This window comes from Streptomyces atroolivaceus (genome assembly GCF_000717025.1).
GTDB classification, from domain to species: Bacteria; Actinomycetota; Actinomycetes; order Streptomycetales; family Streptomycetaceae; genus Streptomyces; species Streptomyces atroolivaceus.
In genome coordinates this window covers 47,655-70,045 of sequence record NZ_JNXG01000013.1, presented here as the reverse complement: position 1 = coordinate 70,045, position 22,391 = coordinate 47,655, and the positions used below count along the sequence as shown (strand labels likewise).

Sequence of the window (22,391 nt, the reverse complement as noted above, 5' to 3'; positions counted from 1 at the left end):
ATGACTGCTCCCGCACAAGGCCGTACCCCGCTCATGGCGGGCAACTGGAAGATGAACCTCAACCACCTCGAGGCCATCGCCCACGTCCAGAAGCTCGCCTTCGCCCTGGCCGACAAGGACTACGACGCCGTCGAGGTCGCCGTCCTGCCGCCCTTCACGGACCTGCGCTCCGTGCAGACCCTGGTCGACGGCGACAAGCTGAAGATCAAGTACGGCGCCCAGGACATCTCGGCCCAGGACTCCGGCGCCTACACCGGTGAGATCTCCGGCCCCATGCTCGCCAAGCTGAAGTGCACGTTCGTGGCCGTCGGCCACAGCGAGCGCCGCCAGTACCACGGCGAGAACGACGAGATCTGCAACGCCAAGGTCAAGGCCGCGTTCAAGCACGGCCTGACCCCGATCCTCTGTGTCGGCGAGGGGCTGGACATCCGCAAGGCCGGTGACCAGGTCTCCTACACGCTGGCGCAGCTCGACGGCGCGCTGAAGGACGTCCCGGCCGAGCACGCCGAGTCCATCGTGATCGCCTACGAGCCGGTCTGGGCCATCGGAACCGGCGAGGTCGCCACCCCCGAGGACGCCCAGGAGGTCTGCGGCGCGATCCGCCGCCGGCTCGCCGAGCTGTACTCGCAGGAGCTGGCCGACGCCGTCCGCATCCAGTACGGCGGCTCGGTGAAGTCCGGCAACGTCGCGGCCATCATGGCGCAGCCCGATGTGGACGGTGCCCTGATCGGCGGCGCCGCGCTCGACGCCGACGAGTTCGTCAAGATCGTTCGCTTCCGCGACCAGTAGAATCGTCCGCCTCCGCAACCGGTGAGTATGCGGTGACGCGGATCCGTCGTACCCTTGCGGGGGCCGAGGGGGGTGTACCCCCGGGCCCCCGCTGTTCGTACATGCAGTCCTATGAATTCCGGAAAGTAGGGACCAGCCGTGGTTTTGGCGTTCGAGATCGCCCTGATCGTCTTCAGCCTGCTGCTGATGCTGCTGGTGCTGATGCACAAGGGAAAGGGCGGCGGCCTCTCCGACATGTTCGGTGGCGGGATGCAGTCCTCCGTGGGTGGCTCGTCGGTCGCCGAGCGGAACCTCGACCGCATCACCGTCGTGGTCGGTCTGATCTGGTTCGCGTGCATCGTCGTTCTCGGTCTGCTCATCAAGCTGGACGGCTGACCCGTCGTTCGCGATTCCCGGTGAGGGTGTAACTCCTTTCACTGGACGCGCGTTGGGCCTTACGTAGACTGGGGCATCTTCGAGCACCATCACGCAGGGAGTTACGACCGTGGCAAGTGGCAACGCGATCCGGGGAAGCCGGGTCGGAGCGGGGCCGATGGGGGAGGCCGAGCGAGGCGAGTCAGCGCCGCGCCTCCGCATCTCCTTCTGGTGCTCGAACGGGCACGAGACGCAGCCGAGCTTCGCCCATGACGCGCAGGTACCGGAGACCTGGGACTGCCCGCGCTGCGGCTTCCCGGCCGGACAGGACCGGGACAGCCCGCCGGCTCCGCCCCGCACCGAGCCGTACAAGACGCACCTGGCGTACGTGCGTGAGCGGCGCAGCGACGCGGACGGCGAAGCCATCCTCGCCGAAGCCCTGGCGAAACTCCGCGGCGAGATCTAGAAGTTGTTCACCGGCCGGTCACCCCCTGGGTGCCCGGCCGGAATCCGTATGCCGCCCCGTGGCCCGCCGTTGCCCCGCCGCACCCCTCAGATCAATTAGGTTGGAGGGGCAGCGGGGAAGGTTGCAGGTACGAGAAGAAGTGGGCGATTTCCGGGATGAACGCACAAAGCCGAACCAAGCTCAACCAGACGCCCGAGTGGGCGGCTCTCGGCAAGCACCGTGAGGAGTTCGGCGACACCCATCTGCGCCGGCTGTTCGCGGATGCGCCGGACCGCGGGGCCGCGTACACCCTCCGGGTCGGCGACCTCCACATCGACTACTCCAAGCACCTGGTCACCGACGAGACGCTCCGTCTGCTGCGGGACCTCGCCGGCGCCACGGGAGTGGCCGCCCTGCGGGACGCGATGTTCCGCGGCGAGAAGATCAACACCACCGAGGACCGGGCCGTCCTGCACACCGCGCTGCGCGCCCCGCGCGACGCCGTGATCGAGGTCGACGGCGAGAACGTGGTGCCCGCCGTGCACGCCGTCCTGGACAGGATGGCGTCCTTCGCCGAGCGGGTCAGGGCCGGGGAGTGGACCGGTCACACCGGCAAGCCGGTCAAGAACATCGTGAACATCGGCATCGGCGGCTCCGACCTCGGACCGGCCATGGCCTACGAGGTGCTGCGCTCCTTCACGGACCGCTCGCTCACCGTCCGCTTCGTGTCGAACGTCGACGGGGCCGACCTCCACGAGGCCGTCCACGACCTGGACCCGGCCGAGACCCTGTTCATCGTCGCGTCCAAGACCTTCACGACGATCGAGACCATCACCAACGCCACCTCCGCCCGCGACTGGCTCCTCACCGGGCTGAGGGCCGGTCAGGAAGCCGTCGCCAAGCACTTCGTGGCGCTGTCGACCAACGCGGACAAGGTCACGGACTTCGGTGTCGACACGGCCAACATGTTCGAGTTCTGGGACTGGGTCGGTGGCCGTTACTCGTACGACTCGGCGATCGGCCTCTCGCTGATGATCGCCATCGGCCCGGACCGGTTCCGCGAGATGCTCGACGGATTCCACCTCGTCGACGAGCACTTCCGCACCGCCCCCGCCGAGGAGAACGCCCCGCTGCTGCTGGGCCTGCTGGGCGTCTGGTACGGCCAGTTCTTCGACGCGCAGTCCCACGCGGTCCTGCCCTACAGCCACTATCTGTCCAAGTTCACCGCGTACTTGCAGCAGCTGGACATGGAGTCCAACGGCAAGTCCGTCGACCGGGACGGGAATCCGGTCGAGTGGCAGACCGGGCCGGTCGTCTGGGGTACCCCCGGCACGAACGGGCAGCACGCCTACTACCAGCTGATCCACCAGGGCACGAAGGTCATCCCGGCCGACTTCATCGGCTTCGCGTCGCCGGTCCAGGACCTGCTGCCCGGGCTGATCGCCCAGCACGACCTGCTGATGGCCAACTTCTTCGCCCAGACCCAGGCCCTCGCCTTCGGGAAGACCCCCGACGAGGTCCGTGAGGAAGGTGTGGCCGAGGAGCTCGTGCCGCACAAGACCTTCCAGGGCAACCACCCGACGACCACGATCCTCGCCGAGCGGCTCACCCCGTCGGTGCTCGGCCAGCTGATCGCGCTGTACGAGCACAAGGTGTTCGTCCAGGGCGCCGTCTGGAACATCGACTCCTTCGACCAGTGGGGCGTCGAGCTGGGCAAGGTGCTCGCCAAGAAGATCGAGCCGGTCCTGACCGAAGGCACCGGCGGCGAACAGCTGGACAGCTCCACCGCGGCGCTCGTCTCGACGTATCGCTCGCTGCGCGGTCGCTGAGCCATGACCACGGGGGAGGGGACGATACGGCTCAGGCCACCGCGCAACGCACCGGACCGCCGGGCGGTCGGGTGGTGGCGGGTCCAGTGGCTGCTGCTGACAGCGGCTCCGGTGGCGGTCCTCGGCATCCTGGGCGGGCTCATCGCTCCCGCCAGGTTCTGGCTGCTGACGCCCGCCGCGGTGCTCGCGGCCGGCGGCCTGCTGTGCGCCGTCCTCTTCCCCCTCTGGTGGTTCCGCACCCACCGCTGGGAGGTCACCGACGAAGCGGTGTACGTGAGCACCGGGGCCTTCCTGCGGGAGTGGCGGATCGCGCCGATGTCCCGCATCCAGACCGTGGACACCGTGCGGGGCCCCCTGGAACAGCTCTTCGGGCTGGCCACGGTCACCGTCACCACGGCCTCGGCCAAGGGCGCCGTGGAGATCGAGGGGCTCACCCATGAGGCCGCCGCCGAGCTCGCCGAGCGGCTGACCCGTATCACCCAGGACACACCCGGGGACGCCACGTGAGCACGGCCGCGGACAGCGGCGCCGACTGGCGGCGGCTCCATCGCCGTACGGTCCTGGTCACCGCGCTGGTCACGGCGGGAGTCGCCGTGGGAGCCGCGGTGCCGGTCACGGTCGCTCTGTCCGGCCGCTTCGGGTACGCGACAGCCGTCGGCTGGGCGCTGGCCGGAGCGGTCCTGCTGATCGGCTGTGCGGCCGCCGGTGACCACGTACGGTGGCGGCGCACCCGTTACCGCGTCGGCGCCGAGCGGGTGGACCTGCACACAGGGCTCCTCCTGGTGAAGCGCCGCTCGCTGGCGCGCGAGCGGATCCGCAGCGTCGACCTCACCGCCCACCCGCTGCTGCGGATCCTGGGGCTGGTCTCGGTCCGCATCGGCACCGGTGAACACACCGGCGGCGACTCCACGCTGGAGCTCGACCCCGTCTCCCGGGCCGAGGGCGAGCGGCTGCGCCGTGACCTCCTCGACCGTGCCGTCGCCGACGTCCCCGGGACGCACCGCGACGGCCAACTGGCCACGCTCGACCCCCGGTGGATCCGCTACGCACCCCTCTCCTTCGCCACGCCCCTGCTCGGGGGCGCTGCCGCCGGTGGTGTGATGCAGGTCAGCGACTGGGTCGGGGCGCAGGCCGAGGTGATCCACTGGATCGCCGACCGCCTCCGGGACACCCCGCTGGTCTGGACGATCGTCGTTCTGGCCGGGGCGGCCCTGGTCGCCGGTGTGATCGGCGCGCTCGGGCTGTGGATCGAGATGTGGTGGAACTACCGCCTGGAGCGCGAACCGGGCGGCACCCTGCGGGTGCGGCGCGGACTCTTCACCTCGCGCTCCCTGTCCGTCGAGGAACGGCGGCTGCGCGGGGTGGACCTGGTGGAACCCCTCGGCATCCGCCTCGCGGGCGCCGCACGGGTGGACGCGATCGCCACCGGCCTGACCAAGGACGAGGAACGGGCGGCCGACCACAACACCCTGTTGCCGGCCGCTCCCCGCGCCTTGGCCGACACGATCGCCGCGGAAGTGCTGCGGGAGCCGGCGACCCCCACCGGCGCTCCGCTCACGGCACACCCCCGGGCCGCCCGTGGGCGACGGCTGCGCCGGGCCCTGGTGGCGGCCCTGGCGCCCGTACTGATCCAGGTCCTCCTGGGCGTCCTGCTGACGCCCGTACTGCTGTGGACCGCGCTCGGCTGCGCGGTGGTGCTCCTGCCCGTCGCCGTGGCGCTGGCGCTCGACGCCTACCGGTCCCTGGGGCACGCGCTGAGCGGCGCGTACCTCGTGACCCGTTCCGGGTCGGTCCGGCGCTCCACAGCGGCACTGGAGAGGGCCGGGGTGATCGGCTGGACGGTGAAGCAGTCGTGGTTCCAGAGCCGGGCCGGGCTGCTGAGCGTCACCGCCACGACGGCGGCGGGAGGCGGCGCGTACACGGCCCACGACACCGACGCCTCCGAGGGACTCGCCTTCGCCGCCGACGCCGTCCCGGGACTGCTGGAGCCCTTCCTGGAGCGTGGCCGGTCCGGACGGTGACGCCGTCAGGCCCGTCAGGCCCGTCAGGCCCGTCAGGCCCGTCAGGCCCGTCAGGCCCGTCAGGGCCGTCAGGGCAGCCGGAGCCGTCAGGGCCGCCGGAGCCGTCAGGGCCGCCGGGGCCGGGGCCGGGCGGGGGACGGCGGCGGTGGTGGCGGTCAGCGCACTGTGCCGTCCCACTGCCAGTCCGTGCGCCGGGACAGCCCGGGGAGCGGGATGCGGCCCGTACACCACAGCAGGGTGTCGGACGGGCTGTGCCCGGACGGAGCGGTGGGGAAGAGACGGGCGAGGACGGCGGCGCTGAGGCTGTCCGGCGGGGTCCAGGGCAGGCCGAGGGCGCGGGTGATGTCGTAGGTGTGGACGGCCAGTTCGGTGATTCCCATGGCGGCGAAGCCGCCGGCGTCGGAATGGCCCCATGGATGCCAGGCACGTACGTCGGCAGTCGTGACGCCGACGGTGGAGGCGAGGAGTGACGTGGCGATCCGGAGGCCGTCCAGGCAGTCGGGGATCCCGGCCTGGGGGTCGAGTGACGCGAAGAGGGTGATGTAGCGGTCGTCGGGGCGGGCGACGAGCAGGCCGGTGTAGCCCGTCAGACCGAGCGCGAGATGGTCGAGTGTCCGGCGGCAGGACCAGTCGAGGCCGTGGGCCGGACGTGACCAGTCCTGGCCGGCTCCGTCGAGGAGGGCGGCGAGGCAGGTGTCGGCGGCAGCGGTCAGAAGGTCCGTCCACTGCGCGGCGGCAACGGGGACAGTTGTCGGTGTCGGGGTCATCCGTGGTCCGCCGGGTTCCTCAGGATTTCGATCACGCTCGCGTAGCTGTCGGAGCCATGGCCCGCGGCCCTGGCCCGTTCCATGGCGGACTTCAGGAGTTCGGGCAGCGCGTTGTCGATGCCGCGGGCCGCTGCGGCGTGGATGAGGTGGCCGACGGCCGCGATCTGGACGTCGACGGTCGCGTCGTCACCCGGGTAGCGGCCGGCGTCCACCTGGGGCGCGTAGGTGGTCAGGAAGCCGGTCACCGCGGTCAGCCAGCGGATCGCGACAGGGGTGAAGTCCGTGGCCCGTGTCTTCTCCGCGCCGACCAGCGCGGTGCCGTGCAGCCAGCCGGTCATGGTCGACCACATCAGGCCGAGCAGGGCGGCGTCGTAGAGGGAAGCCAGGCCCGGGTCGGTGCCCAGGTGCAGGGGGTCGCCCAGGGACGCCAGAGTCGGACGGTGGGCCTCGAAGGCGGCGTGGGAACCGCTGTAGAGGAACATCGTCTCAGCGCTGCCGACCCCCGGCGGGGTGGTCATGATCGCTCCGTCGAGGTAGTCGAAGGCGTGCGACCGGGCCCATGCCTCGGCCTCGTGGGCCTGTTCGGGGGAGCCCGAGGTGAGGTTGACCAGGACCTTGCCCGCGAGAGCGCCCGCCACGGGGTCGAGAAGGGCGTGCAGCGCCTCGTGATCCAGTACGCAGGTGATGGTCAGCGGGCTCGCCGCGATCGCCTCCTCGGGGCTCGTGGCGAGGAGGGCGCCCCGGTCGGCCAGCGACCGGGCCTTGTGCGCCGAGCGGTTCCAGACCGTGGTCGGGTGCCCCCGTTCCATCAACACGGTGGCCAGCGCCGACCCCATCGAGCCCAGTCCGATGACGGTTACCGCGGGGCGATCAGCATGCATGTCACAACTCCCTGTACGTCCGCCTGCGGCGGTCGGTCGACTGAGGACCAAGATCGCAGCAGGCCGCGGCCGGGAACAGTGACGTGGATGACGGCAACCACCAAATTCCTGCCATACCCTTCGGGCATGAACGCTGGTTCGGTCGCCGTGGTCGTGCCCGAGGGCTTCGGGGTCCCCTCGTGGGATCTGTACGAGTTGAGCATCCCCTGCACCGTCTTCGGGAAGGCGCAGCCCGACCTGGCGGACCCCTGGTACGACCTGCGGCTGTGCAGCACGGGGGAGCTACAGCAGGACGGTTCTCCGCCCGGGGCCGGACTGTCCCTGTCGACTCCCTACGGGCTCGACGACCTCGTCGGCGCCGACACCGTCATCGTGCCCTCCGTGCCCGACCCCTGTGTCGACGAGGGCAGACCGCTGCCGCCGGCACTGATCACCGCGCTGCGACGCGCCTACGAGGGAGGCGCCCGCATGGTCTCCCTGTGCACCGGGGCCTTCGCGCTCGCCGAGGCCGGGCTGCTCGACGGACGGCGCGCCACCGCCCACTGGATGCACACCGCCCAACTGGCCGAGCGCTTCCCGAAGGTGCGGGTCGACGACTCGGTGCTGTACGTCGACGACGGCGACGTGCTCACCAGCGCCGGACTGACCGCCGGACTCGACCTCTGCCTCCACCTGGTCCGCCGTGACCTGGGCGCACACGTGGCGAATCAGCTGGCCCGCCGGATGGTGGTGCCGGCACACCGGCCCGGCGGCCAGGCGCAGTTCGTCGACCTGTCCGTGCCCACCACCGACGACGGGAGCCTGGCGCCCGTGCTGGACTGGGCCCGGGCACACCTGGACCAGCCCCTGACCGTCGAGGACCTGGCACGGCGCGCGGCGATGAGCCCGCGGACCCTCCACCGGCGGCTCCGGGCAGCCACCGGGGCGACTCCGCTCCAGTGGCTCCTGAACCAGCGCCTGGCAAGGGCACAGAGCCTGCTGGAATCCACGGACCTGCCCATCGAGAAGGTCGGGGAGCTGAGCGGCCTCGGCACGGCGAACAACTTCCGCCATCACTTCCTCAGACAGATCGGGGTGTCGCCGGGCAGCTACCGGAGGGCGTTCCCCCGGGCGGTTCCCGCGTCCCTCCCGTCGGTGCCCGGCAGCCGGCCGCCGGGCGAGGGCTCCGGCCGGCCTCCGGCGGCTCCCCGCAGGCCGCCGCGGACTTCGTCCGCCGGTGCCTGACTCCCGGCGGACAGGTCTGACGCCAGCGGTGCCCGAGCAGCCGCGGCAGTCCTGACGCCATGCGCTGCCCCATGCGGCGCCCCTGCGGTGCCCTTGTCGGCCTGGGCGTGAACACCTCCCCGGACGGCCGAGCGGCCCGGACTCCCCGTTGCCGCACGGCGAAGGCCCGCCCCCGCTCCTGGGAGCGGTGACGGGCCTTCCGAGGTGCTTCGCTACGCCGAGGCGGGCGGGTACAGGGCGCGCGGCAGCTTCGAGGCCGCCGCGGCGTCCAGCAGCCACAGCGTGCGGCTGCGGCCGTACGCTCCCGCGGCCGGTGCCTGGATCTCTCCCGCACCGGACAACGCGATCTCCGCCGCCTCCGCCTTGTCCTCACCGGCGGCCAGCAGCCACACCTCACGCGCGGCCCGGATGGCGGGCAGCGTGAGCGAGACGCGGGTCGGCGGCGGCTTGGGGGCACCGTGCACACCGACGACGGTGCGCTCGGTCTCGCGCACCGCGGGCAGCTCGGGGAAGAGCGACGCGACATGGGTGTCCGGGCCGACGCCCAGCATCAGCACGTCGAACGTCGGCACGGGCCCGTGGTCCTCCGGACCCGCCGCGGCGGCGAGCTCCGCCGCGTAACCGGCGGCGGCGGAGTCGGCGTCGTCGCCGTACGGCCCGTCGGACGCGGGCATCGCGTGGACCCGCGAGGGGTCCAGCTCCACCTTGTCCAGCAGGGCCTCGCGGGCCTGAGTGACATTGCGCTCCGGATCCCCCTCGGGGAGGAACCGCTCGTCGCCCCACCACAGGTCGAGCCGCGACCAGTCGATCGCGTCCCGGGCGGGCGAGGCGGCGAGCGCGGCCAGCAGGCCGTTGCCGTTGCGCCCGCCGGTGAGGACCACCGAGGCGGAACCGCGGGCGGCCTGGGCGTCCACGATCTTCGTGATCAGCCTGGCCGCCGCGGCCTGAGCCATCAGCTCCTTGTCGCGGTGCACGACGAGCTGCGGAGCACTCACTTCGACGCCGCCTTCTTGGCCGCCGTCTTCTTCGCCGCAGGCGCGGCGGAGCCCGCCGGCTCCGGCCGCTTCTGCCCCGAACCGACGGAGGACGGCTCCGTGGGCCCGCCGAGGCGCTCCACGCCGAACTTCACCGTGGCCTCGTAGATGTTGTCCGGGTCCAGACGGCGAAGCTCCTCCGCGAGGAGCTCGGCCGTCTCCCGCCGCTTCAGCGCGACCGCGCGGTCCGGCTGGCCGACCATGCAGAGTGTCGCCAGCGAGCCGTCCGGCCGGTCCAGGACGATCGAGCCGTTCTTGGTCTCCAGCCGCACGGCCGTGAGGCCGGGGCCGCCGGAGTGGGTGCGCTCCACCGGCACCCCGAGCCGGTCCGCGAGCCACATGGCCAGCAGTTCGCAACTCGGGTTGTCGGACTCGCCCTCGACCGTCGCCGAGACGACCTGCGCGGGCTGTTGGTCGAGCGCCGCCGCCAGCATCGAGCGCCACGGCGTGATGCGCGTCCAGGCCAGGTCGGTGTCCCCGGGCCGGTACGTCGCCGCGCGCACCGACAGCTCGTCGAGCGGGTGCTCGGCGGAGTAGGTGTCGGTGATACGGCGCTGGGCGAGTGCGCCCAGAGGGTCCTTCGCCGGATCCGCGGGAGCGTCCTCGGGCCACCACGCCACCACCGGGGCGTCCGGCAGCAGCAGCGGCAGGACGACGGACTGGGCGTGGTTGGCCAGCTCGCCGTGCAGACGCAGGACGACGGTCTCACCCGAGCCGGCGTCGGAGCCGACCCGGATCTCGGCGTCGAGCCGGGCGTCGCGCCGCGCACGCGGCGAACGGCTGACCCTCTTGATCACCACGATGATCCGCGAGGGGTGCTCGCGCGAGGAGTCGCTCGCCGCCTTGAGGGAGTCGTAGGCGTTCTCCTCGTCCGTGACGATGACGAGGGTGAGGACCATGCCGACGGCGGGGGAGCCGATGGACCGGCGGGCCGAGATGAGGGCCTGGTTGATCTTGCTGGACGTGGTTTCCGTGAGATCGATCTTCATGGCCGGCGCCAGCTCCGTCCGTCGCGTGCGAGCATGTCGTCGGCCTCGGCCGGACCCCAGGTGCCGGCCGCGTACTGGGCGGGCTTGCCGTGCTTGTCCCAGTACTCCTCGATCGGGTCGAGGATGTTCCAGGAGAGCTCGACCTCCTGGTGGCGCGGGAAGAGGTTGGCGTCACCGAGCAGGACATCGAGGATGAGCCGCTCGTACGCCTCCGGGCTGGACTCCGTGAAGGACTCGCCGTAGGCGAAGTCCATCGTGACGTCCCGCACCTCCATGGACGTGCCGGGCACCTTGGAGCCGAACCGGACCGTGACCCCCTCGTCGGGCTGCACCCGGATGACCAGGGCGTTGCCGCCGAGCTCCTCCGTCGCACCGGACTCGAAGGGCAGGTACGGGGCGCGCTTGAAGACGACCGCGATCTCGGTGACGCGCCGGCCCAGACGCTTGCCGGTACGGAGGTAGAACGGCACGCCCGCCCAGCGCCGGTTGTTGATCGTCAGCTTGATCGCGGCGAAGGTGTCGGTCTTCGACTTGGGGTCGATACCGTCCTCCTCCAGATAGCCGGGCACCTCCTGGCCGCCCTGCCACGCGTGCGTGTACTGCCCGCGCACCGTGTGCTTGCCCAGGTCCTCGGGCAGCTCCACCGCGGTGAGCACCTTCAGCTTCTCGGCGACCAGGGCCTTGGGGTGGAAGGAGCCGGGCTCCTCCATCGCCGTGAGCGCCAGCAGCTGGAGCAGGTGGTTCTGGATGACGTCGCGGGCCGCGCCGATGCCGTCGTAGTAACCGGCCCGGCCGCCGATGCCGATGTCCTCGGCCATCGTGATCTGGACGTGGTCGACGTACGACCTGTTCCAGATCGGCTCCCACATGGTGTTGGCGAAGCGGAGCGCCAGGATGTTCTGGACCGTCTCCTTGCCGAGGTAGTGGTCGATCCGGAAGACCTCGTTCGGCGGGAAGACGTCGTGCACGAGCTGGTTCAGCTCTTGCGCGCTCTCCAGGTCGTGACCGAACGGCTTCTCGATGACGGCCCGCCGCCAGCTGCCCTCCTTCTGGTCGGCCAGCCCGTGCTTCTTGAGCTGCTGGACGACCTTGGGGAAGAACTTCGGCGGCACGGAGAGGTAGAAGGCGAAGTTGCCGCCCGTGCCCTGCGCCTTGTCGAGCTCCTCGATCGTGGCCTTGAGGGTCTCGAACGCGTCGTCGTCGTCGAAGTTGCCCTGGACGAAGCGCATGCCCTGGCTGAGCTGCTGCCAGACCTCTTCGCGGAACGGGGTGCGGGAATGCTCCTTGACGGCGTCGTGGACGACCTGGGCGAAGTCCTCGTCCTCCCAGTCGCGGCGCGCGAAGCCGATGAGCGAGAAGCCCGGTGGCAGCAGGCCGCGGTTGGCCAGGTCGTAGACGGCGGGCATCAGCTTTTTACGGGACAAATCGCCCGTGACGCCAAAGATCACCAGGCCCGACGGCCCCGCGATACGCGGGAGCCGTCGGTCCTGGGCGTCACGGAGCGGGTTGGCTCCGGGAACACCAGACAAGTGGTCAGCCCTCCGAAGGAGCGAGGCGCTCGAGCTCGGCCTCGGTCGACTTGAGCAGGTCGTTCCAGGCGGCCTCGAACTTGTCGACACCCTCGTCCTCGAGCAGCTGGACGACCTCGTCGTAGCTGACTCCGAGTTCCTTGATCGTGTCGAGGTCCGCGCGTGCCTGGTCGTAGCCCCCGGCGACGGTGTTGCCGGTGATGTCGCCGTGGTCGGCCACGGCCTCCAGCGTCGCCTCCGGCATGGTGTTCACCGTGTTCGGGGCGACGAGGTCGTCGACGTACAGGGTGTCCTTGAGGGACGGGTCCTTGACGCCGGTGGAGGCCCACAGCGGACGCTGCTTGTTCGCGTGCGCCTTGTCGAGGGCGGCCCAGCGGTCGCCCGCGAAGACCTCCTCGTACGCCTCGTAGGCGAGACGGGCGTTGGCGAGGGCGGACTTGCCCTTCGCGGCCTTCGCCTCGTCGCTGCCGACCGCGTCCAGCCGCTTGTCGATCTCGGTGTCCACACGGGACACGAAGAACGAGGCGACCGAGTGGATCTTGGAGAGGTCCAGGCCCGCGGCCTTGGCCTTCTCCAGGCCCGCCAGGTAGGCGTCCATGACCTCGCGGTAGCGCTCCAGCGAGAAGATCAGGGTCACGTTGACGCTGATGCCCCGCCCGATGGTCTCGGTGATGGCCGGCAGGCCGGCCTTCGTCGCCGGGATCTTGATGAGCGTGTTCGGCCGGTCCACCAGCCAGGCCAGCTGCTTGGCCTCGGCGACCGTGGCCAGGGTGTTGTGGGCCAGTCGCGGGTCGACCTCGATGGAGACCCGGCCGTCCTGGCCGTCCGTCGCGTCGAAGACCGGACGCAGGATGTCGGCGGCGTCACGGACGTCCGCCGTCGTGATCATGCGGATGGCTTCCTCGACGGTGACCTTACGGGCGGCGAGATCGGTGAGCTGCTGCTCGTAACCGTCGCCCGAGGAGATGGCCTTCTGGAAGATCGACGGGTTGGTCGTGACACCCACGACGTGGCTCTGGTCGATCAGCTCGGCCAGGTTGCCGGACGTGATCCGCTTACGGGACAGGTCGTCCAGCCAGATCGCCACACCCTCGTCGGAGAGGCGCTTGAGTGCGTCTGTCATGAGAATTACATCTCCTACTTGTCGTGTAACCGCGTCAGCGCGCAGCGGCGGCGAGAGATTCCCGGGCGGCTTCCGCCACGTGCGCGGCGGTGAAGCCGAACTCGCGGAAGAGGACCTTGGCGTCCGCGGACGCACCGAAGTGCTCCAGCGAGACGATCCGGCCCGCGTCGCCCACGTACCGGTGCCAGGTGAGGCCGATGCCCGCCTCGACGGCGACCCGGGCCTTGACGGACGGCGGCAGCACGCTGTCCTTGTACGCCTGGTCCTGCTCCTCGAACCACTCGACACACGGCATCGAGACCACACGGGTCGGCACGCCGGCCGCCTGGAGTTCGTCGCGGGCCTCGACGGCCAGCTGGACCTCGGAGCCCGTGGCGATCAGGACGGCTTGTGCCTCGCCGCCCTCGGCGTCGAAGAGCACGTACCCGCCCTTGGCGGCGTTCTCGTCCGCCGGGTAGGTGGGCAGCCCCTGGCGCGACAGCGCCAGGCCGTGCGGGGCGCTCTTGCCGAAGTCCTTCTTGCCGCGCTCGAGGATCTCGCGCCAGGCGATGGCCGTCTCGTTGGCGTCGGCCGGGCGGACGACGTTCAGACCCGGGATGGCCCGCAGCGAGGCGAGGTGCTCGACCGGCTGGTGGGTCGGACCGTCCTCGCCGAGACCGACCGAGTCGTGCGTCCACACGTACGTCACCGGCAGGTGCATCAGCGCGGAGAGACGGACGGCGTTGCGCATGTAGTCGGAGAACACCAGGAAGGTGCCGCCGTAGATGCGGGTGTTGCCGTGCAGCGCGATGCCGTTCATGGCCGCGGCCATGGCGTGCTCGCGGATGCCGAAGTGGATCGTCCGGCCGTACGGGTCGGCCTCGGGCAGCGGGTTGCCGGCCGGGAGGAAGGACGACGTCTTGTCGATCGTGGTGTTGTTCGAGCCCGCCAGGTCGGCGGAGCCGCCCCAAAGCTCGGGGATGACACCGCCGAGCGCCTGCAGGACCTTGCCGGAGGCCGCACGGGTGGCGACGGCGTGGCCGGCCTCGAAGACCGGAAGCTTGTCCTTCCAGCCCGCGGGCAGCTCGCCCGCGGCGATCCGGTCGAAGCCGGCGGCGCGCTCCGGGTTGGCGGTGCGCCACGCGGCGAAGGACTTCTCCCACTCGGCCTTGGCCTCGCGGCCGCGGTCCAGCGCCTCGCGGGTGTGCGCGATGACCTCGTCGGAGACCTCGAAGGTCTTCTCCGGGTCGAAGCCGAGCACCCGCTTGGTGGCCGCGATCTCCTCGTCGCCGAGCGCCGAGCCGTGCGAGGCCTCGGTGTTCTGGGCGTTCGGGGCGGGCCAGGCGATGATCGAGCGGGCCGCGATGAACGACGGGCGCTCCGTCTCGGCCTTGGCGGCCAGCAGCGCGCGGTGGAGACCCTCGGGGTCCAGGTCGCCGCTGGGCAGCTGGTCCACGCGCTGGACGTGCCAGCCGTAGGACTCGTAGCGCTTCAGGGTGTCCTCGGAGACCGCGGTCTCCGTGTCGCCCTCGATGGAGATGTGGTTGTCGTCCCACAGCAGCACCAGGTTGCCGAGCTTCTGGTGGCCGGCCAGCGAGGACGCCTCGGCCGAGATGCCCTCCTGGAGACAGCCGTCACCGGCGATGACCCAGATGGTGTGGTCGAAGGGGGAGGTGCCGGGGGCCGCCTGCGGGTCGAAGAGGCCGCGCTCGTAGCGGGCGGCCATCGCCATGCCCACGGCGTTGGCGACACCCTGGCCCAGCGGGCCGGTCGTCGTCTCGACCCCGGTGGTGTGGCCGTACTCCGGGTGGCCCGGCGTCCTGGAGCCCCAGGTGCGGAACGCCTTGAGGTCGTCCAGCTCCAGGCCGTACCCGGCGAGGTAGAGCTGGATGTACAGCGTCAGGCTGGAGTGGCCGGCGGACAGTACGAACCGGTCGCGTCCGGTCCAGTCCGCGTCCGCCGGGTCGTGGCGCATCACCTTCTGGAAGAGGGTGTACGCGGCAGGAGCGAGGCTCATCGCCGTACCCGGGTGGCCGTTTCCGACCTTCTGTACGGCGTCCGCGGCGAGGACGCGGACGGTGTCCACGGCCCGCTGGTCCAATTCGGTCCACTGGAGGTCTGTGGTGGTCGGCTTGGTGCTCACCCTGAGTCAGGGCTCCTCTCCACTGTTCGTAAACCGGTGACTGGTTACCGCACCGGGCATTGTCGAGCCTACCCCCGTCGGAAGGCCGCACTTCTGCCCTTTCCACAGTGCGGGCGACCTGCGGAGTTCGCCTCCCGTATGAGCGCCGCCGTTCACTTCTGCGCCACCCCAACACGACCCCACCCCCGCGAAGAGCGGCGTATGCCCAACGTCTACAGTGGTCTGGTTCGCGCAAGTCTTTACCGGGTCTTCAGGCCCGGAGCTTGCTGGGATTTCTCTGTCAGGGGTGTGCGTGACGGCCGTCGAGTCCCGACCCGCAGGGGTCGCCTTGACTCCGAGCCCAGGGGGCCATCGCCCGTTCGGGGCCCGCATCAAGGCATTCGTGGCGCTTACCAAGCCGCGCATCATCGAGCTGCTGCTGATCACCACCGTTCCGGTGATGTTCCTCGCCGCTCAGGGCGTGCCCGATCTTTGGCTCGTAGTTACCACCACCATCGGCGGATATCTCTCCGCAGGCGGTGCCAATGCGCTCAACATGTATATCGACCGCGACATCGACGCGCTGATGGACCGCACGTCGCAGCGTCCGCTGGTCACCGGCATGGTGAGCCCACGTGAGTGCCTTGCCTTCGGAATCGCCCTCGGGGTGATTTCCACGGTCTGGTTCGGACTGTTCGTCAACTGGCTCTCCGCGGCCCTCGCGCTCGGCGCACTTCTGTTCTATGTCGTCGTCTACACGATGCTGCTGAAGCGCCGCACCTCGCAGAACATCGTCTGGGGCGGAATCGCCGGCTGCATGCCGGTACTCATCGGCTGGTCCGCCGTGACCAATTCGATGAGCTGGGCCGCCGTCATTCTTTTCGCCGTCATCTTCTTCTGGACGCCGCCGCACTACTGGCCGCTGTCGATGAAGGTCAAGGAGGACTACGCCCGGGTCGGCGTCCCGATGCTCCCGGTCGTCGCCTCCAACCAGGTGGTGGCCCGCCAGATCGTCGTCTACAGCTGGGTGATGGTCGGCGTCTCGCTGCTGCTCACCCCGCTGGGCTACACAGGGTGGTTCTACACACTGGTGGCGGTGCTGACCGGTGGTTTCTGGCTCTGGGAGGCACACGGTCTGCAGAATCGCGCGAAGGCCGGCGTCACGGGCGTGAAACTCAAGGAGATGCGGCTGTTCCACTGGTCCATCACCTACGTCTCGCTTCTCTTCGTCGCCGTCGCGGTGGACCCCTTCCTGAGGTAGTCCCGCACGCAAGCAGCTCCGCCGACGGGCGGGGGACGTGGCCGACGCCACGCCCCCCGCCCGTCGCCAGTCGATCTACCCGTCGGTAGCATCCTGTCCATGGCAGAGACGGCAGAGCCCCGGACCCAGCAGACGGACGACAGCAAGCAGGCGGCCCGCGCCGAGCGCAGGGCTGCGAAGCTCGCCAAGCAGATCGGTGCCTTCGCCAAGGCGCACGGTGGTGCCGAGGGGCAGCTCGCCTATCTCGGCCAGACGGGTACCCGCATCGTCCTGGTCGGCGAGGACGGCGGATGGGGCGACCTGGTCGCGCCCTCCTACGCCGTCGCGGAGAGCGCCGCACAGAAGGCGGGCATCACCGTGCACGAGGACTTCGACGGCGAGTTCGCCGCCAAGGTCCGCACCGGCCCGTACGAGTGGTCGCGCATGGCGGGCATCCAGGTGGGCGGCCCGTCCAACGACAACGCCTAGCCCCACCACCGGACCACGCCCCCTGATCCAGCCCGATCCGGACGAAGGGCCCTGGCCAGGACTTCTCCGGGCCCGGGCCCGGGGGCTTCACGGTGCGGGCACGGCGTCCGTGGCACGTGGGCCCAGGCCTCCCGCGGCCACGGGTATCGGCAAGGGCGCAGCGGTCGGTACCGCGGGAAGCCGGGCGCGGCGCAGGGGCCGGGCCGGTCCGCGAAGCCCCCACGTCCCCGCCCTTCTCGTGGGAACAGGCCATGCGGTGGACCCCTGAGCACATGCCCATCGCCCCGCCCTCCCCCGGACGACGCGCGGTCGGTGACCGGTAATCGTCCGGGGGAGGGCGGGGCGGCACCGGTCCAGGGGCGGACGCACCCTGGCCGCAGGGCCGGGCGGACGAGCCGGGGTGCGGCTCCCGCTCAGTGCGCGGCGGCGTGCTCCGGCAGGTCCCCGGCCACCGGCGCGGGAATGCCGGCGCCGGCCACCGGGCGCTCGCGGAGCGACAGGTGCAGACGCAGCACCGCGATCCACAGCAGGGCCGAGCCGAGCATGTGGATGCCGACCAGGAGCTCCGGTACGTCGCTGAAGTACTGGACGTATCCGATGGCGCCCTGCGCCAGCAGCACGATCAGCAGGTCCCGGGCCCGGGCGCGGGTGTCGGCGGGGGCGTCGACGACGCGCAGGGCGAACCACATCGCGACGGCCAGGGCACAGACGACCCAGGCGGCGATGGCGTGGATGTGTGCGGCGGCGCTCCAGTCCCACGGCATGCGCGGTACGTCGCTGCTGTCGCCCGCGTGCTTGCCGGAGCCGGTCACGGTGGTGCCGAGCACGATCAGGACGACCGTGGTCGCGACGACGGCCCAGGACAGCTGCCGCACGGGGCGCGGTGCGCGCGGCCGCGGTGCGCCGTCGCCCTCGCCGATCCGCACCCAGGTGATCACGGCCACCGTGAGCAGGCAGTTGGCGAGCAGGAAGTGCCCGGCCACCGACCACGGGTTGAGGCCGGCCCAGACCGTGATCCCGCCGATGACGGCGTTCCCCAGCACCAGCCAGAACTGCGACCACGCCAGGCGGGTGAGACCGCGTCGGCGGGGCTTCACGGAGCGCGCCGCGATGATCGCCCAGCCGACCGCGGCCGACAGGACGTAGGTCAGCATCCGGTTGCCGAACTCGATGGCGCCGTGCAGACCCTGCTCAGGCGTGGCGAAGAGGCTGTCGTCGGTGCACTTGGGCCAGGTGTCGCAGCCCAGACCGGAACCGGTCAGCCGGACCGCGCCGCCGGTGACGATGATGAACACGGTCATCGCGACCGCGACGAGTGCGGCGCGCCTGGCCGTCTTCACCGACGGTGTCCAGCGCTTGGCGATGTAGGAGATGGGGGTTTCCACGCGGACCATCGTAGGCAACGGCTTGTGCATGTTTTCACGAGGGGGTGCCGATCCCGGATGCGCCGGGACACCGGCGGTATGTCCCGCCTGTCCTGCTCCCGTGCCCTACTCCCAGCGGAAGAACCTGGCCGCGGCGCCCAGCCCCAGCACCGCCCAGACGGCCAGGACCGCCGCGTCGGCCCAGGGCATCGCCGTGCCGTGCTGCAGGACGTCCCTGAGCCCGTCGGAGAGTGCCGAGATCGGAAGCAGACCCAGGACCGACTGCGCCGCGTCCGGGAACCTGTCCAGCGGCACGATCACCCCGCCGCCGACCAGGAGCAGCAGGAAGACCAGGTTGGCCGCGGCCAGCGTCGCCTCCGCCTTCAGCGTCCCCGCCATCAGCAGCCCGAGCCCGGAGAACGCCACGGTGCCCAGCAGGAGGAGCAGCAGCACCGCGAGCGGGTTGCCCTCGGGCGCCCAGCCCAGGGCGAACGCGATCACGGTGAGAAGGGCGACCTGCAGTACCTCCGTGACCAGCACCGAGAGGGTCTTCGCCGCCATCAGGCCCCAGCGGGGCAGGGGCGAGGCGCCGAGCCGCTTGAGCACCCCGTAGCGCCGCTCGAAACCGGTCGCGATGGCCTGGCCCGTGAAGGCCGTGGACATCACCGCGAGCGCGAGGACGCCCGGCGCCAGGAAGTCGACCGGCTCGCCCGCGCCCGTGTCGATGATGTCGACCGCGCTGAACAGCACGAGCAGCAGTGCCGGGATGACCACGGTCAGCAGGAGCTGCTCGCCGTTGCGCAGGAGCATCCTGGTCTCCAGGGCTGCCTGCGCGGCGATCATGCGGGGGAGGGGGGCGGCGCCGGGGCGCGGGGTGTACGTACCGGCGCTCATGCGCGCAGCTCCTTGCCGGTCAGTTCCAGGAAGACGTCCTCGAGGGTGTGCCGCTCCACCGCGATGCCCTCCGGCATCACGCCGTGCTGGGCGCACCAGGACGTCACGGTCGCCAGCAGCTCGGGGTCGATCTGCCCGGCGATGCGGTAGGCGCCGGTGGTCAGCTCGTCGGCCTGGCTGCCGTCGGGCAGTGCCTTCAGCAGGGAGCCGAGGTCCAGACCGGGGCGGCCGGTGAAGCGCAGGGTGTTCTCGGCGCCGCCTCGGCACAGCTGCTCCGGGCTGCCCTGGGCGATGACCCGTCCCGCGTCGATGACGGCGACGTCGTCGGCGAGTGCCTCGGCCTCGTCCATGAAGTGGGTGGTGAGGACGACCGACACCCCGTCGGTGCGCAGCTCCCTGATCAGGTCCCAGGTCGAGCGGCGGGCCTGCGGGTCGAGCCCCGCCGTCGGCTCGTCGAGGAAGACCAGCTCGGGGCGGCCGACGACGGCCATCGCCAGCGCGAGCCGCTGCTGCTGGCCGCCCGAGAGCCGCCGGTAGGTGGTGCGGCCGCAGCTGCCGAGTCCGAGCCGCTCGACGAGCGCGCCGACGTCCAGCGGATGGGCGTGGAGCTTCGCCATGTGGCGGAGCATCTCGTCGGCGCGGGCGCCGGAGTAGACCCCGCCGGACTGCAGCATCACGCCGATGCGGGGACGGAGCGCGGCGGCATCCGCGACCGGGTCCAGGCCGAGGACCCGTACGGTCCCCTCGTCCGGACGGCGGTATCCCTCGCAGGTCTCGACCGTGGTGGTCTTGCCTGCGCCGTTGGGGCCGAGGACCGCGGTCACCGCGCCCGCCGCGACCTCCAGATCGAGGCCGTCGACCGCCGTTCTGGTGCCGTACCGCTTGACCAGACCCCTGGCCTGTACGACGGGCTCGCTGCTCATGGCGGGCAAGTCTAGGCTGGCAGGTGAGGGGTCCGGCGCGCCGGGTTCCCCCAGCTCTTCCGAGCCCTCCCGCCGGCCCGGCCGTGGACCGGCCCGGAGGGCGGCCACCTGCGACGGCCTGCTGTGATCGCCTGTTTCCGCAGGTCAACTTAGGTCTACCTAAGTGATGAAGGGCACCGTGTCCGGCTCCGAGGCGGGTTGTCACGCCCGGAGGAATTACGCAACAATGGCGTTGTGAAATACGTTGGCGAGGCTCCTCAGGAGGAACTCGCGACCGGTGAGCGCTCGACGCGCAACCGGGTCGCGCGCTCCATCCTGGACCACGGCCCGTCCACCGCCGCCGACATCGCCCAGCGCGTCGGCCTGACACAGGCGGCGGTTCGCCGCCATCTGGACGCCCTCGTGTCCGACGACGTCGTCGAGGCCCGCGAGCAGCGGGTGTACGGGGCGCGGACCCGTGGCCGTCCCGCCAAGGTCTTCGCCCTCACCGACTGCGGCCGGGACGCGTTCGACCAGTCCTACGACAAGCTCGCCGTCGACGCGCTGCGCTGGATCGCCGACACGGCGGGGGACGAGGCGCTCGTCGCTTTCGCCCGCGCCAGGATGGCCGCCCAGTCCGACGCGTACCGTGCCGTGATCGAGGCCGCGGACCCCGAGGCGCGGACCGAGGCCTTGGCCAAGGCCTTGTCCGCCGACGGGTACGCTGCTACGGCGCGTAGCGCGCCGGGCGCTCAGCAGGGCGAGCAACTGTGCCAGCACCACTGCCCGGTCGCGCACGTAGCCGAGCAGTTCCCGCAGCTGTGCGAGGCGGAGACGGAATTCTTCTCCAGCCTGCTCGGGACCCATGTGCAGCGTCTCGCCACTCTCGCCCACGGCGACGGTGTGTGCACGACGTTCGTTCCGCGCAGCAGCCCCACAGCACCACAGACCACCCATTCAGCATCTGCAAGTACGGCCGGGAGGAACCCCGCATGACGCTCCCCACGGAGACTGCCCACCCTGAGCTCGAGGGTCTGGGCACGTACGAATTCGGCTGGGCCGACTCCGACGCGGCAGGCGCGGCGGCGAAGCGCGGCCTGTCCGAAGCTGTCGTCCGCGACATCTCGGAGAAGAAGAACGAGCCGGAGTGGATGCTGAAGCTCCGTCTCAAGGGCCTGAAGCTGTTCGGCAAGAAGCCCATGCCGAACTGGGGCTCGGACCTGTCGGGCATCGACTTCGACAACATCAAGTACTTCGTGCGGTCCACGGAGAAGCAGGCGGAGTCCTGGGAGGACCTGCCCGAGGACATCAAGAACACGTACGACAAGCTCGGCATCCCCGAGGCGGAGAAGCAGCGCCTCGTCGCCGGCGTCGCCGCGCAGTACGAGTCCGAGGTCGTCTACCACCAGATCAACGAGGAGCTGGAGGCGCAGGGTGTCATCTTCATGGACACCGACACCGCGCTGAAGGAGCACCCGGAGCTCTTCAAGGAGTACTTCGGCACCGTCATCCCCGTCGGTGACAACAAGTTCGCCTCGCTGAACTCGGCCGTGTGGTCCGGCGGCTCCTTCATCTACGTGCCGAAGGGCGTGCACGTGGAGATCCCGCTCCAGGCCTACTTCCGTATCAACACGGAGAACATGGGCCAGTTCGAGCGGACGCTGATCATCGTCGACGAGGACGCCTACGTCCACTACGTCGAGGGCTGCACCGCGCCGATCTACTCCTCGGACTCCCTGCACTCCGCGGTCGTCGAGATCATCGTGAAGAAGGGCGGCCGCTGCCGCTACACGACGATCCAGAACTGGTCGAACAACGTCTACAACCTCGTCACCAAGCGCGCCGTGGCGTACGAGGGCGCGACCATGGAGTGGGTCGACGGCAACATCGGCTCCAAGGTCACCATGAAGTACCCGGCCGTCTACCTGATGGGCGAGCACGCCAAGGGCGAGACCCTGTCCATCGCCTTCGCGGGCGAGGGCCAGCACCAGGACGCCGGCGCCAAGATGGTCCACATGGCACCGAACACCTCCTCCAACATCGTCTCCAAGTCGGTGGCGCGAGGCGGTGGCCGCACCTCCTACCGCGGTCTCATCGAGATCGGCGAGGGTGCGCCGGGCGCCAAGTCCAACGTGCTGTGCGACGCACTGCTCGTGGACACCATCTCCCGCTCGGACACCTACCCGTACGTGGACGTCCGCGAGGACGACGTGTCGATGGGTCACGAGGCGACCGTCTCCAAGGTCTCCGAGGACCAGCTCTTCTACCTGATGAGCCGCGGCATGACGGAGTTCGAGGCCATGGCGATGATCGTGCGCGGCTTCGTCGAGCCGATCGCCAAGGAGCTGCCCATGGAGTACGCCCTGGAGCTCAACCGGCTGATCGAGCTGCAGATGGAGGGCTCGGTCGGCTAGCA

At 70.6% G+C, this 22,391-nt stretch carries 21 protein-coding genes; 11 read left to right on the top strand and 10 right to left on the bottom strand.

Features of this window, described 5'->3' with window-relative positions:
- The 6 genes from tpiA (at position 1) to OO67_RS23140 (ending at position 5,438) form a co-directional block, all read left to right on the top strand.
- Positions 1-789 (top strand): triose-phosphate isomerase, encoded by a 789-nt coding sequence (gene tpiA, locus OO67_RS23165; RefSeq protein WP_033303122.1) that lies wholly within the window; start codon positions 1-3, stop codon positions 787-789.
- Between the two features lie 138 nt (positions 790-927).
- The gene (gene secG, locus OO67_RS23160; protein WP_033303120.1) at positions 928-1,164 is read left to right on the top strand and encodes a preprotein translocase subunit SecG; all 237 of its coding nucleotides are present in this window, start codon (positions 928-930) and stop codon (positions 1,162-1,164) included.
- A gap of 109 nt (positions 1,165-1,273) precedes the next feature.
- The gene (locus OO67_RS23155; RefSeq protein WP_078598194.1) at positions 1,274-1,609 is read left to right on the top strand and encodes an RNA polymerase-binding protein RbpA; all 336 of its coding nucleotides are present in this window, start codon (positions 1,274-1,276) and stop codon (positions 1,607-1,609) included.
- A gap of 155 nt (positions 1,610-1,764) precedes the next feature.
- Positions 1,765-3,417, top strand: coding sequence for a glucose-6-phosphate isomerase (gene pgi, locus OO67_RS23150; protein WP_033303116.1), 1,653 nt, complete (start codon positions 1,765-1,767; stop codon positions 3,415-3,417).
- 3 nt (positions 3,418-3,420) lie between these two features.
- A complete protein-coding gene (locus OO67_RS23145) occupies positions 3,421-3,924 on the top strand; it encodes a PH domain-containing protein (protein ID WP_033303114.1) in 504 nt (167 codons plus the stop codon).
- The gene (locus OO67_RS23140; RefSeq protein ID WP_033303112.1) at positions 3,921-5,438 is read left to right on the top strand and encodes a PH domain-containing protein; all 1,518 of its coding nucleotides are present in this window, start codon (positions 3,921-3,923) and stop codon (positions 5,436-5,438) included. Before OO67_RS23145 ends, OO67_RS23140 begins: the two co-directional genes overlap by 4 nt.
- A 155-nt stretch (positions 5,439-5,593) precedes the next feature.
- Here the strand turns inward: OO67_RS23140 and OO67_RS23135 are convergent, their stop codons facing one another.
- The gene (locus OO67_RS23135) at positions 5,594-6,205 is read right to left on the bottom strand and encodes a DinB family protein (RefSeq protein WP_033303110.1); all 612 of its coding nucleotides are present in this window, start codon (positions 6,203-6,205) and stop codon (positions 5,594-5,596) included.
- Positions 6,202-7,086 (bottom strand): NAD(P)-dependent oxidoreductase, encoded by an 885-nt coding sequence (locus OO67_RS23130; protein ID WP_033303108.1) that lies wholly within the window; start codon positions 7,084-7,086, stop codon positions 6,202-6,204. Before OO67_RS23130 ends, OO67_RS23135 begins: the two co-directional genes overlap by 4 nt.
- A 126-nt stretch (positions 7,087-7,212) precedes the next feature.
- Between OO67_RS23130 and OO67_RS23125 the strand changes: the two genes are divergently transcribed.
- Positions 7,213-8,310: a GlxA family transcriptional regulator gene (locus tag OO67_RS23125; RefSeq protein ID WP_078598193.1), complete on the top strand. Its 1,098-nt coding sequence runs from the start codon at positions 7,213-7,215 to the stop codon at positions 8,308-8,310.
- A 212-nt stretch (positions 8,311-8,522) separates the two neighbouring features.
- On the opposite strand, the gene pgl is transcribed toward OO67_RS23125, so the two are convergent.
- From pgl to tkt, 5 genes are read right to left on the bottom strand one after another with little or no spacing between them, the layout of a single operon-like run.
- Positions 8,523-9,305, bottom strand: coding sequence for a 6-phosphogluconolactonase (gene pgl / locus OO67_RS23120; RefSeq protein ID WP_033303107.1), 783 nt, complete (start codon positions 9,303-9,305; stop codon positions 8,523-8,525).
- Positions 9,302-10,333 (bottom strand): glucose-6-phosphate dehydrogenase assembly protein OpcA, encoded by a 1,032-nt coding sequence (opcA, locus tag OO67_RS23115; protein ID WP_033303106.1) that lies wholly within the window; start codon positions 10,331-10,333, stop codon positions 9,302-9,304. The genes pgl and opcA overlap by 4 nt, the downstream gene beginning before the upstream one ends.
- Positions 10,330-11,862: a glucose-6-phosphate dehydrogenase gene (gene zwf / locus OO67_RS23110; RefSeq protein ID WP_033303105.1), complete on the bottom strand. Its 1,533-nt coding sequence runs from the start codon at positions 11,860-11,862 to the stop codon at positions 10,330-10,332. The genes opcA and zwf overlap by 4 nt, the downstream gene beginning before the upstream one ends.
- A gap of 4 nt (positions 11,863-11,866) precedes the next feature.
- Positions 11,867-12,985, bottom strand: a complete 1,119-nt coding sequence (gene tal / locus OO67_RS23105) for a transaldolase (RefSeq protein ID WP_033303104.1) — start codon at positions 12,983-12,985, stop codon at positions 11,867-11,869.
- Between the two features lie 34 nt (positions 12,986-13,019).
- Positions 13,020-15,107 carry a transketolase gene (gene tkt, locus OO67_RS23100; protein ID WP_033303103.1) on the bottom strand — a complete coding sequence of 696 codons (2,088 nt, stop codon included), beginning with the start codon at positions 15,105-15,107 and terminating at the stop codon, positions 13,020-13,022.
- A gap of 286 nt (positions 15,108-15,393) precedes the next feature.
- Between tkt and OO67_RS23095 the strand changes: the two genes are divergently transcribed.
- The gene (locus OO67_RS23095; RefSeq protein ID WP_078598191.1) at positions 15,394-16,347 is read left to right on the top strand and encodes a heme o synthase; all 954 of its coding nucleotides are present in this window, start codon (positions 15,394-15,396) and stop codon (positions 16,345-16,347) included.
- 99 nt (positions 16,348-16,446) lie between these two features.
- Entirely contained in the window at positions 16,447-16,815 is a 369-nt protein-coding gene (locus OO67_RS23090; protein ID WP_033303101.1) for a hypothetical protein, read from the top strand.
- Between the two features lie 413 nt (positions 16,816-17,228).
- Here the strand turns inward: OO67_RS23090 and OO67_RS23085 are convergent, their stop codons facing one another.
- The 3 genes from OO67_RS23085 to OO67_RS23075 all read right to left on the bottom strand — a co-directional run bounded on the left by OO67_RS23085 (position 17,229) and on the right by OO67_RS23075 (position 19,996).
- The gene (locus OO67_RS23085) at positions 17,229-18,209 is read right to left on the bottom strand and encodes a COX15/CtaA family protein (RefSeq protein WP_033303100.1); all 981 of its coding nucleotides are present in this window, start codon (positions 18,207-18,209) and stop codon (positions 17,229-17,231) included.
- 96 nt (positions 18,210-18,305) lie between these two features.
- On the bottom strand, positions 18,306-19,073 hold the full coding sequence (locus OO67_RS23080; protein WP_033303099.1) for an ABC transporter permease: 768 nt from the start codon (positions 19,071-19,073) through the stop codon (positions 18,306-18,308).
- Complete coding sequence (locus tag OO67_RS23075; RefSeq protein WP_033303098.1) at positions 19,070-19,996, bottom strand: ABC transporter ATP-binding protein; 927 nt, start codon at positions 19,994-19,996, stop codon at positions 19,070-19,072. The genes OO67_RS23080 and OO67_RS23075 overlap by 4 nt, the downstream gene beginning before the upstream one ends.
- Positions 19,997-20,230: 234 nt before the next feature.
- On the opposite strand from OO67_RS23075, the gene OO67_RS40525 reads away from it, so the two are divergent.
- Complete coding sequence (locus OO67_RS40525) at positions 20,231-20,971, top strand: helix-turn-helix transcriptional regulator (RefSeq protein ID WP_033303096.1); 741 nt, start codon at positions 20,231-20,233, stop codon at positions 20,969-20,971.
- Positions 20,968-22,389 carry a Fe-S cluster assembly protein SufB gene (gene sufB, locus OO67_RS23065; protein WP_033303094.1) on the top strand — a complete coding sequence of 474 codons (1,422 nt, stop codon included), beginning with the start codon at positions 20,968-20,970 and terminating at the stop codon, positions 22,387-22,389. Before OO67_RS40525 ends, sufB begins: the two co-directional genes overlap by 4 nt.
- Positions 22,390-22,391 lie beyond the last annotated feature (2 nt).

Bases quoted from the DNA above. Each gene is read 5' to 3' on its own strand.
- OO67_RS23085 (WP_033303100.1), bottom strand. From the start codon at position 18,209: ATGGTCCGCGTGGAAACCCCCATCTCCTACATCGCCAAGCGCTGGACA.
- sufB (WP_033303094.1), top strand. From the start codon at position 20,968: ATGACGCTCCCCACGGAGACTGCCCACCCTGAGCTCGAGGGTCTGGGC.
- OO67_RS23135 (WP_033303110.1), bottom strand. From the start codon at position 6,205: ATGACCCCGACACCGACAACTGTCCCCGTTGCCGCCGCGCAGTGGACG.
- OO67_RS23130 (WP_033303108.1), bottom strand. From the start codon at position 7,086: ATGCATGCTGATCGCCCCGCGGTAACCGTCATCGGACTGGGCTCGATG.
- OO67_RS23145 (WP_033303114.1), top strand. From the start codon at position 3,421: ATGACCACGGGGGAGGGGACGATACGGCTCAGGCCACCGCGCAACGCA.
- tal (WP_033303104.1), bottom strand. From the start codon at position 12,985: ATGACAGACGCACTCAAGCGCCTCTCCGACGAGGGTGTGGCGATCTGG.
- opcA (WP_033303106.1), bottom strand. From the start codon at position 10,333: ATGAAGATCGATCTCACGGAAACCACGTCCAGCAAGATCAACCAGGCC.
- OO67_RS23080 (WP_033303099.1), bottom strand. From the start codon at position 19,073: ATGAGCGCCGGTACGTACACCCCGCGCCCCGGCGCCGCCCCCCTCCCC.
- OO67_RS23125 (WP_078598193.1), top strand. From the start codon at position 7,213: ATGAACGCTGGTTCGGTCGCCGTGGTCGTGCCCGAGGGCTTCGGGGTC.
- pgi (WP_033303116.1), top strand. From the start codon at position 1,765: ATGAACGCACAAAGCCGAACCAAGCTCAACCAGACGCCCGAGTGGGCG.
- OO67_RS23090 (WP_033303101.1), top strand. From the start codon at position 16,447: ATGGCAGAGACGGCAGAGCCCCGGACCCAGCAGACGGACGACAGCAAG.
- OO67_RS23075 (WP_033303098.1), bottom strand. From the start codon at position 19,996: ATGAGCAGCGAGCCCGTCGTACAGGCCAGGGGTCTGGTCAAGCGGTAC.
- tpiA (WP_033303122.1), top strand. From the start codon at position 1: ATGACTGCTCCCGCACAAGGCCGTACCCCGCTCATGGCGGGCAACTGG.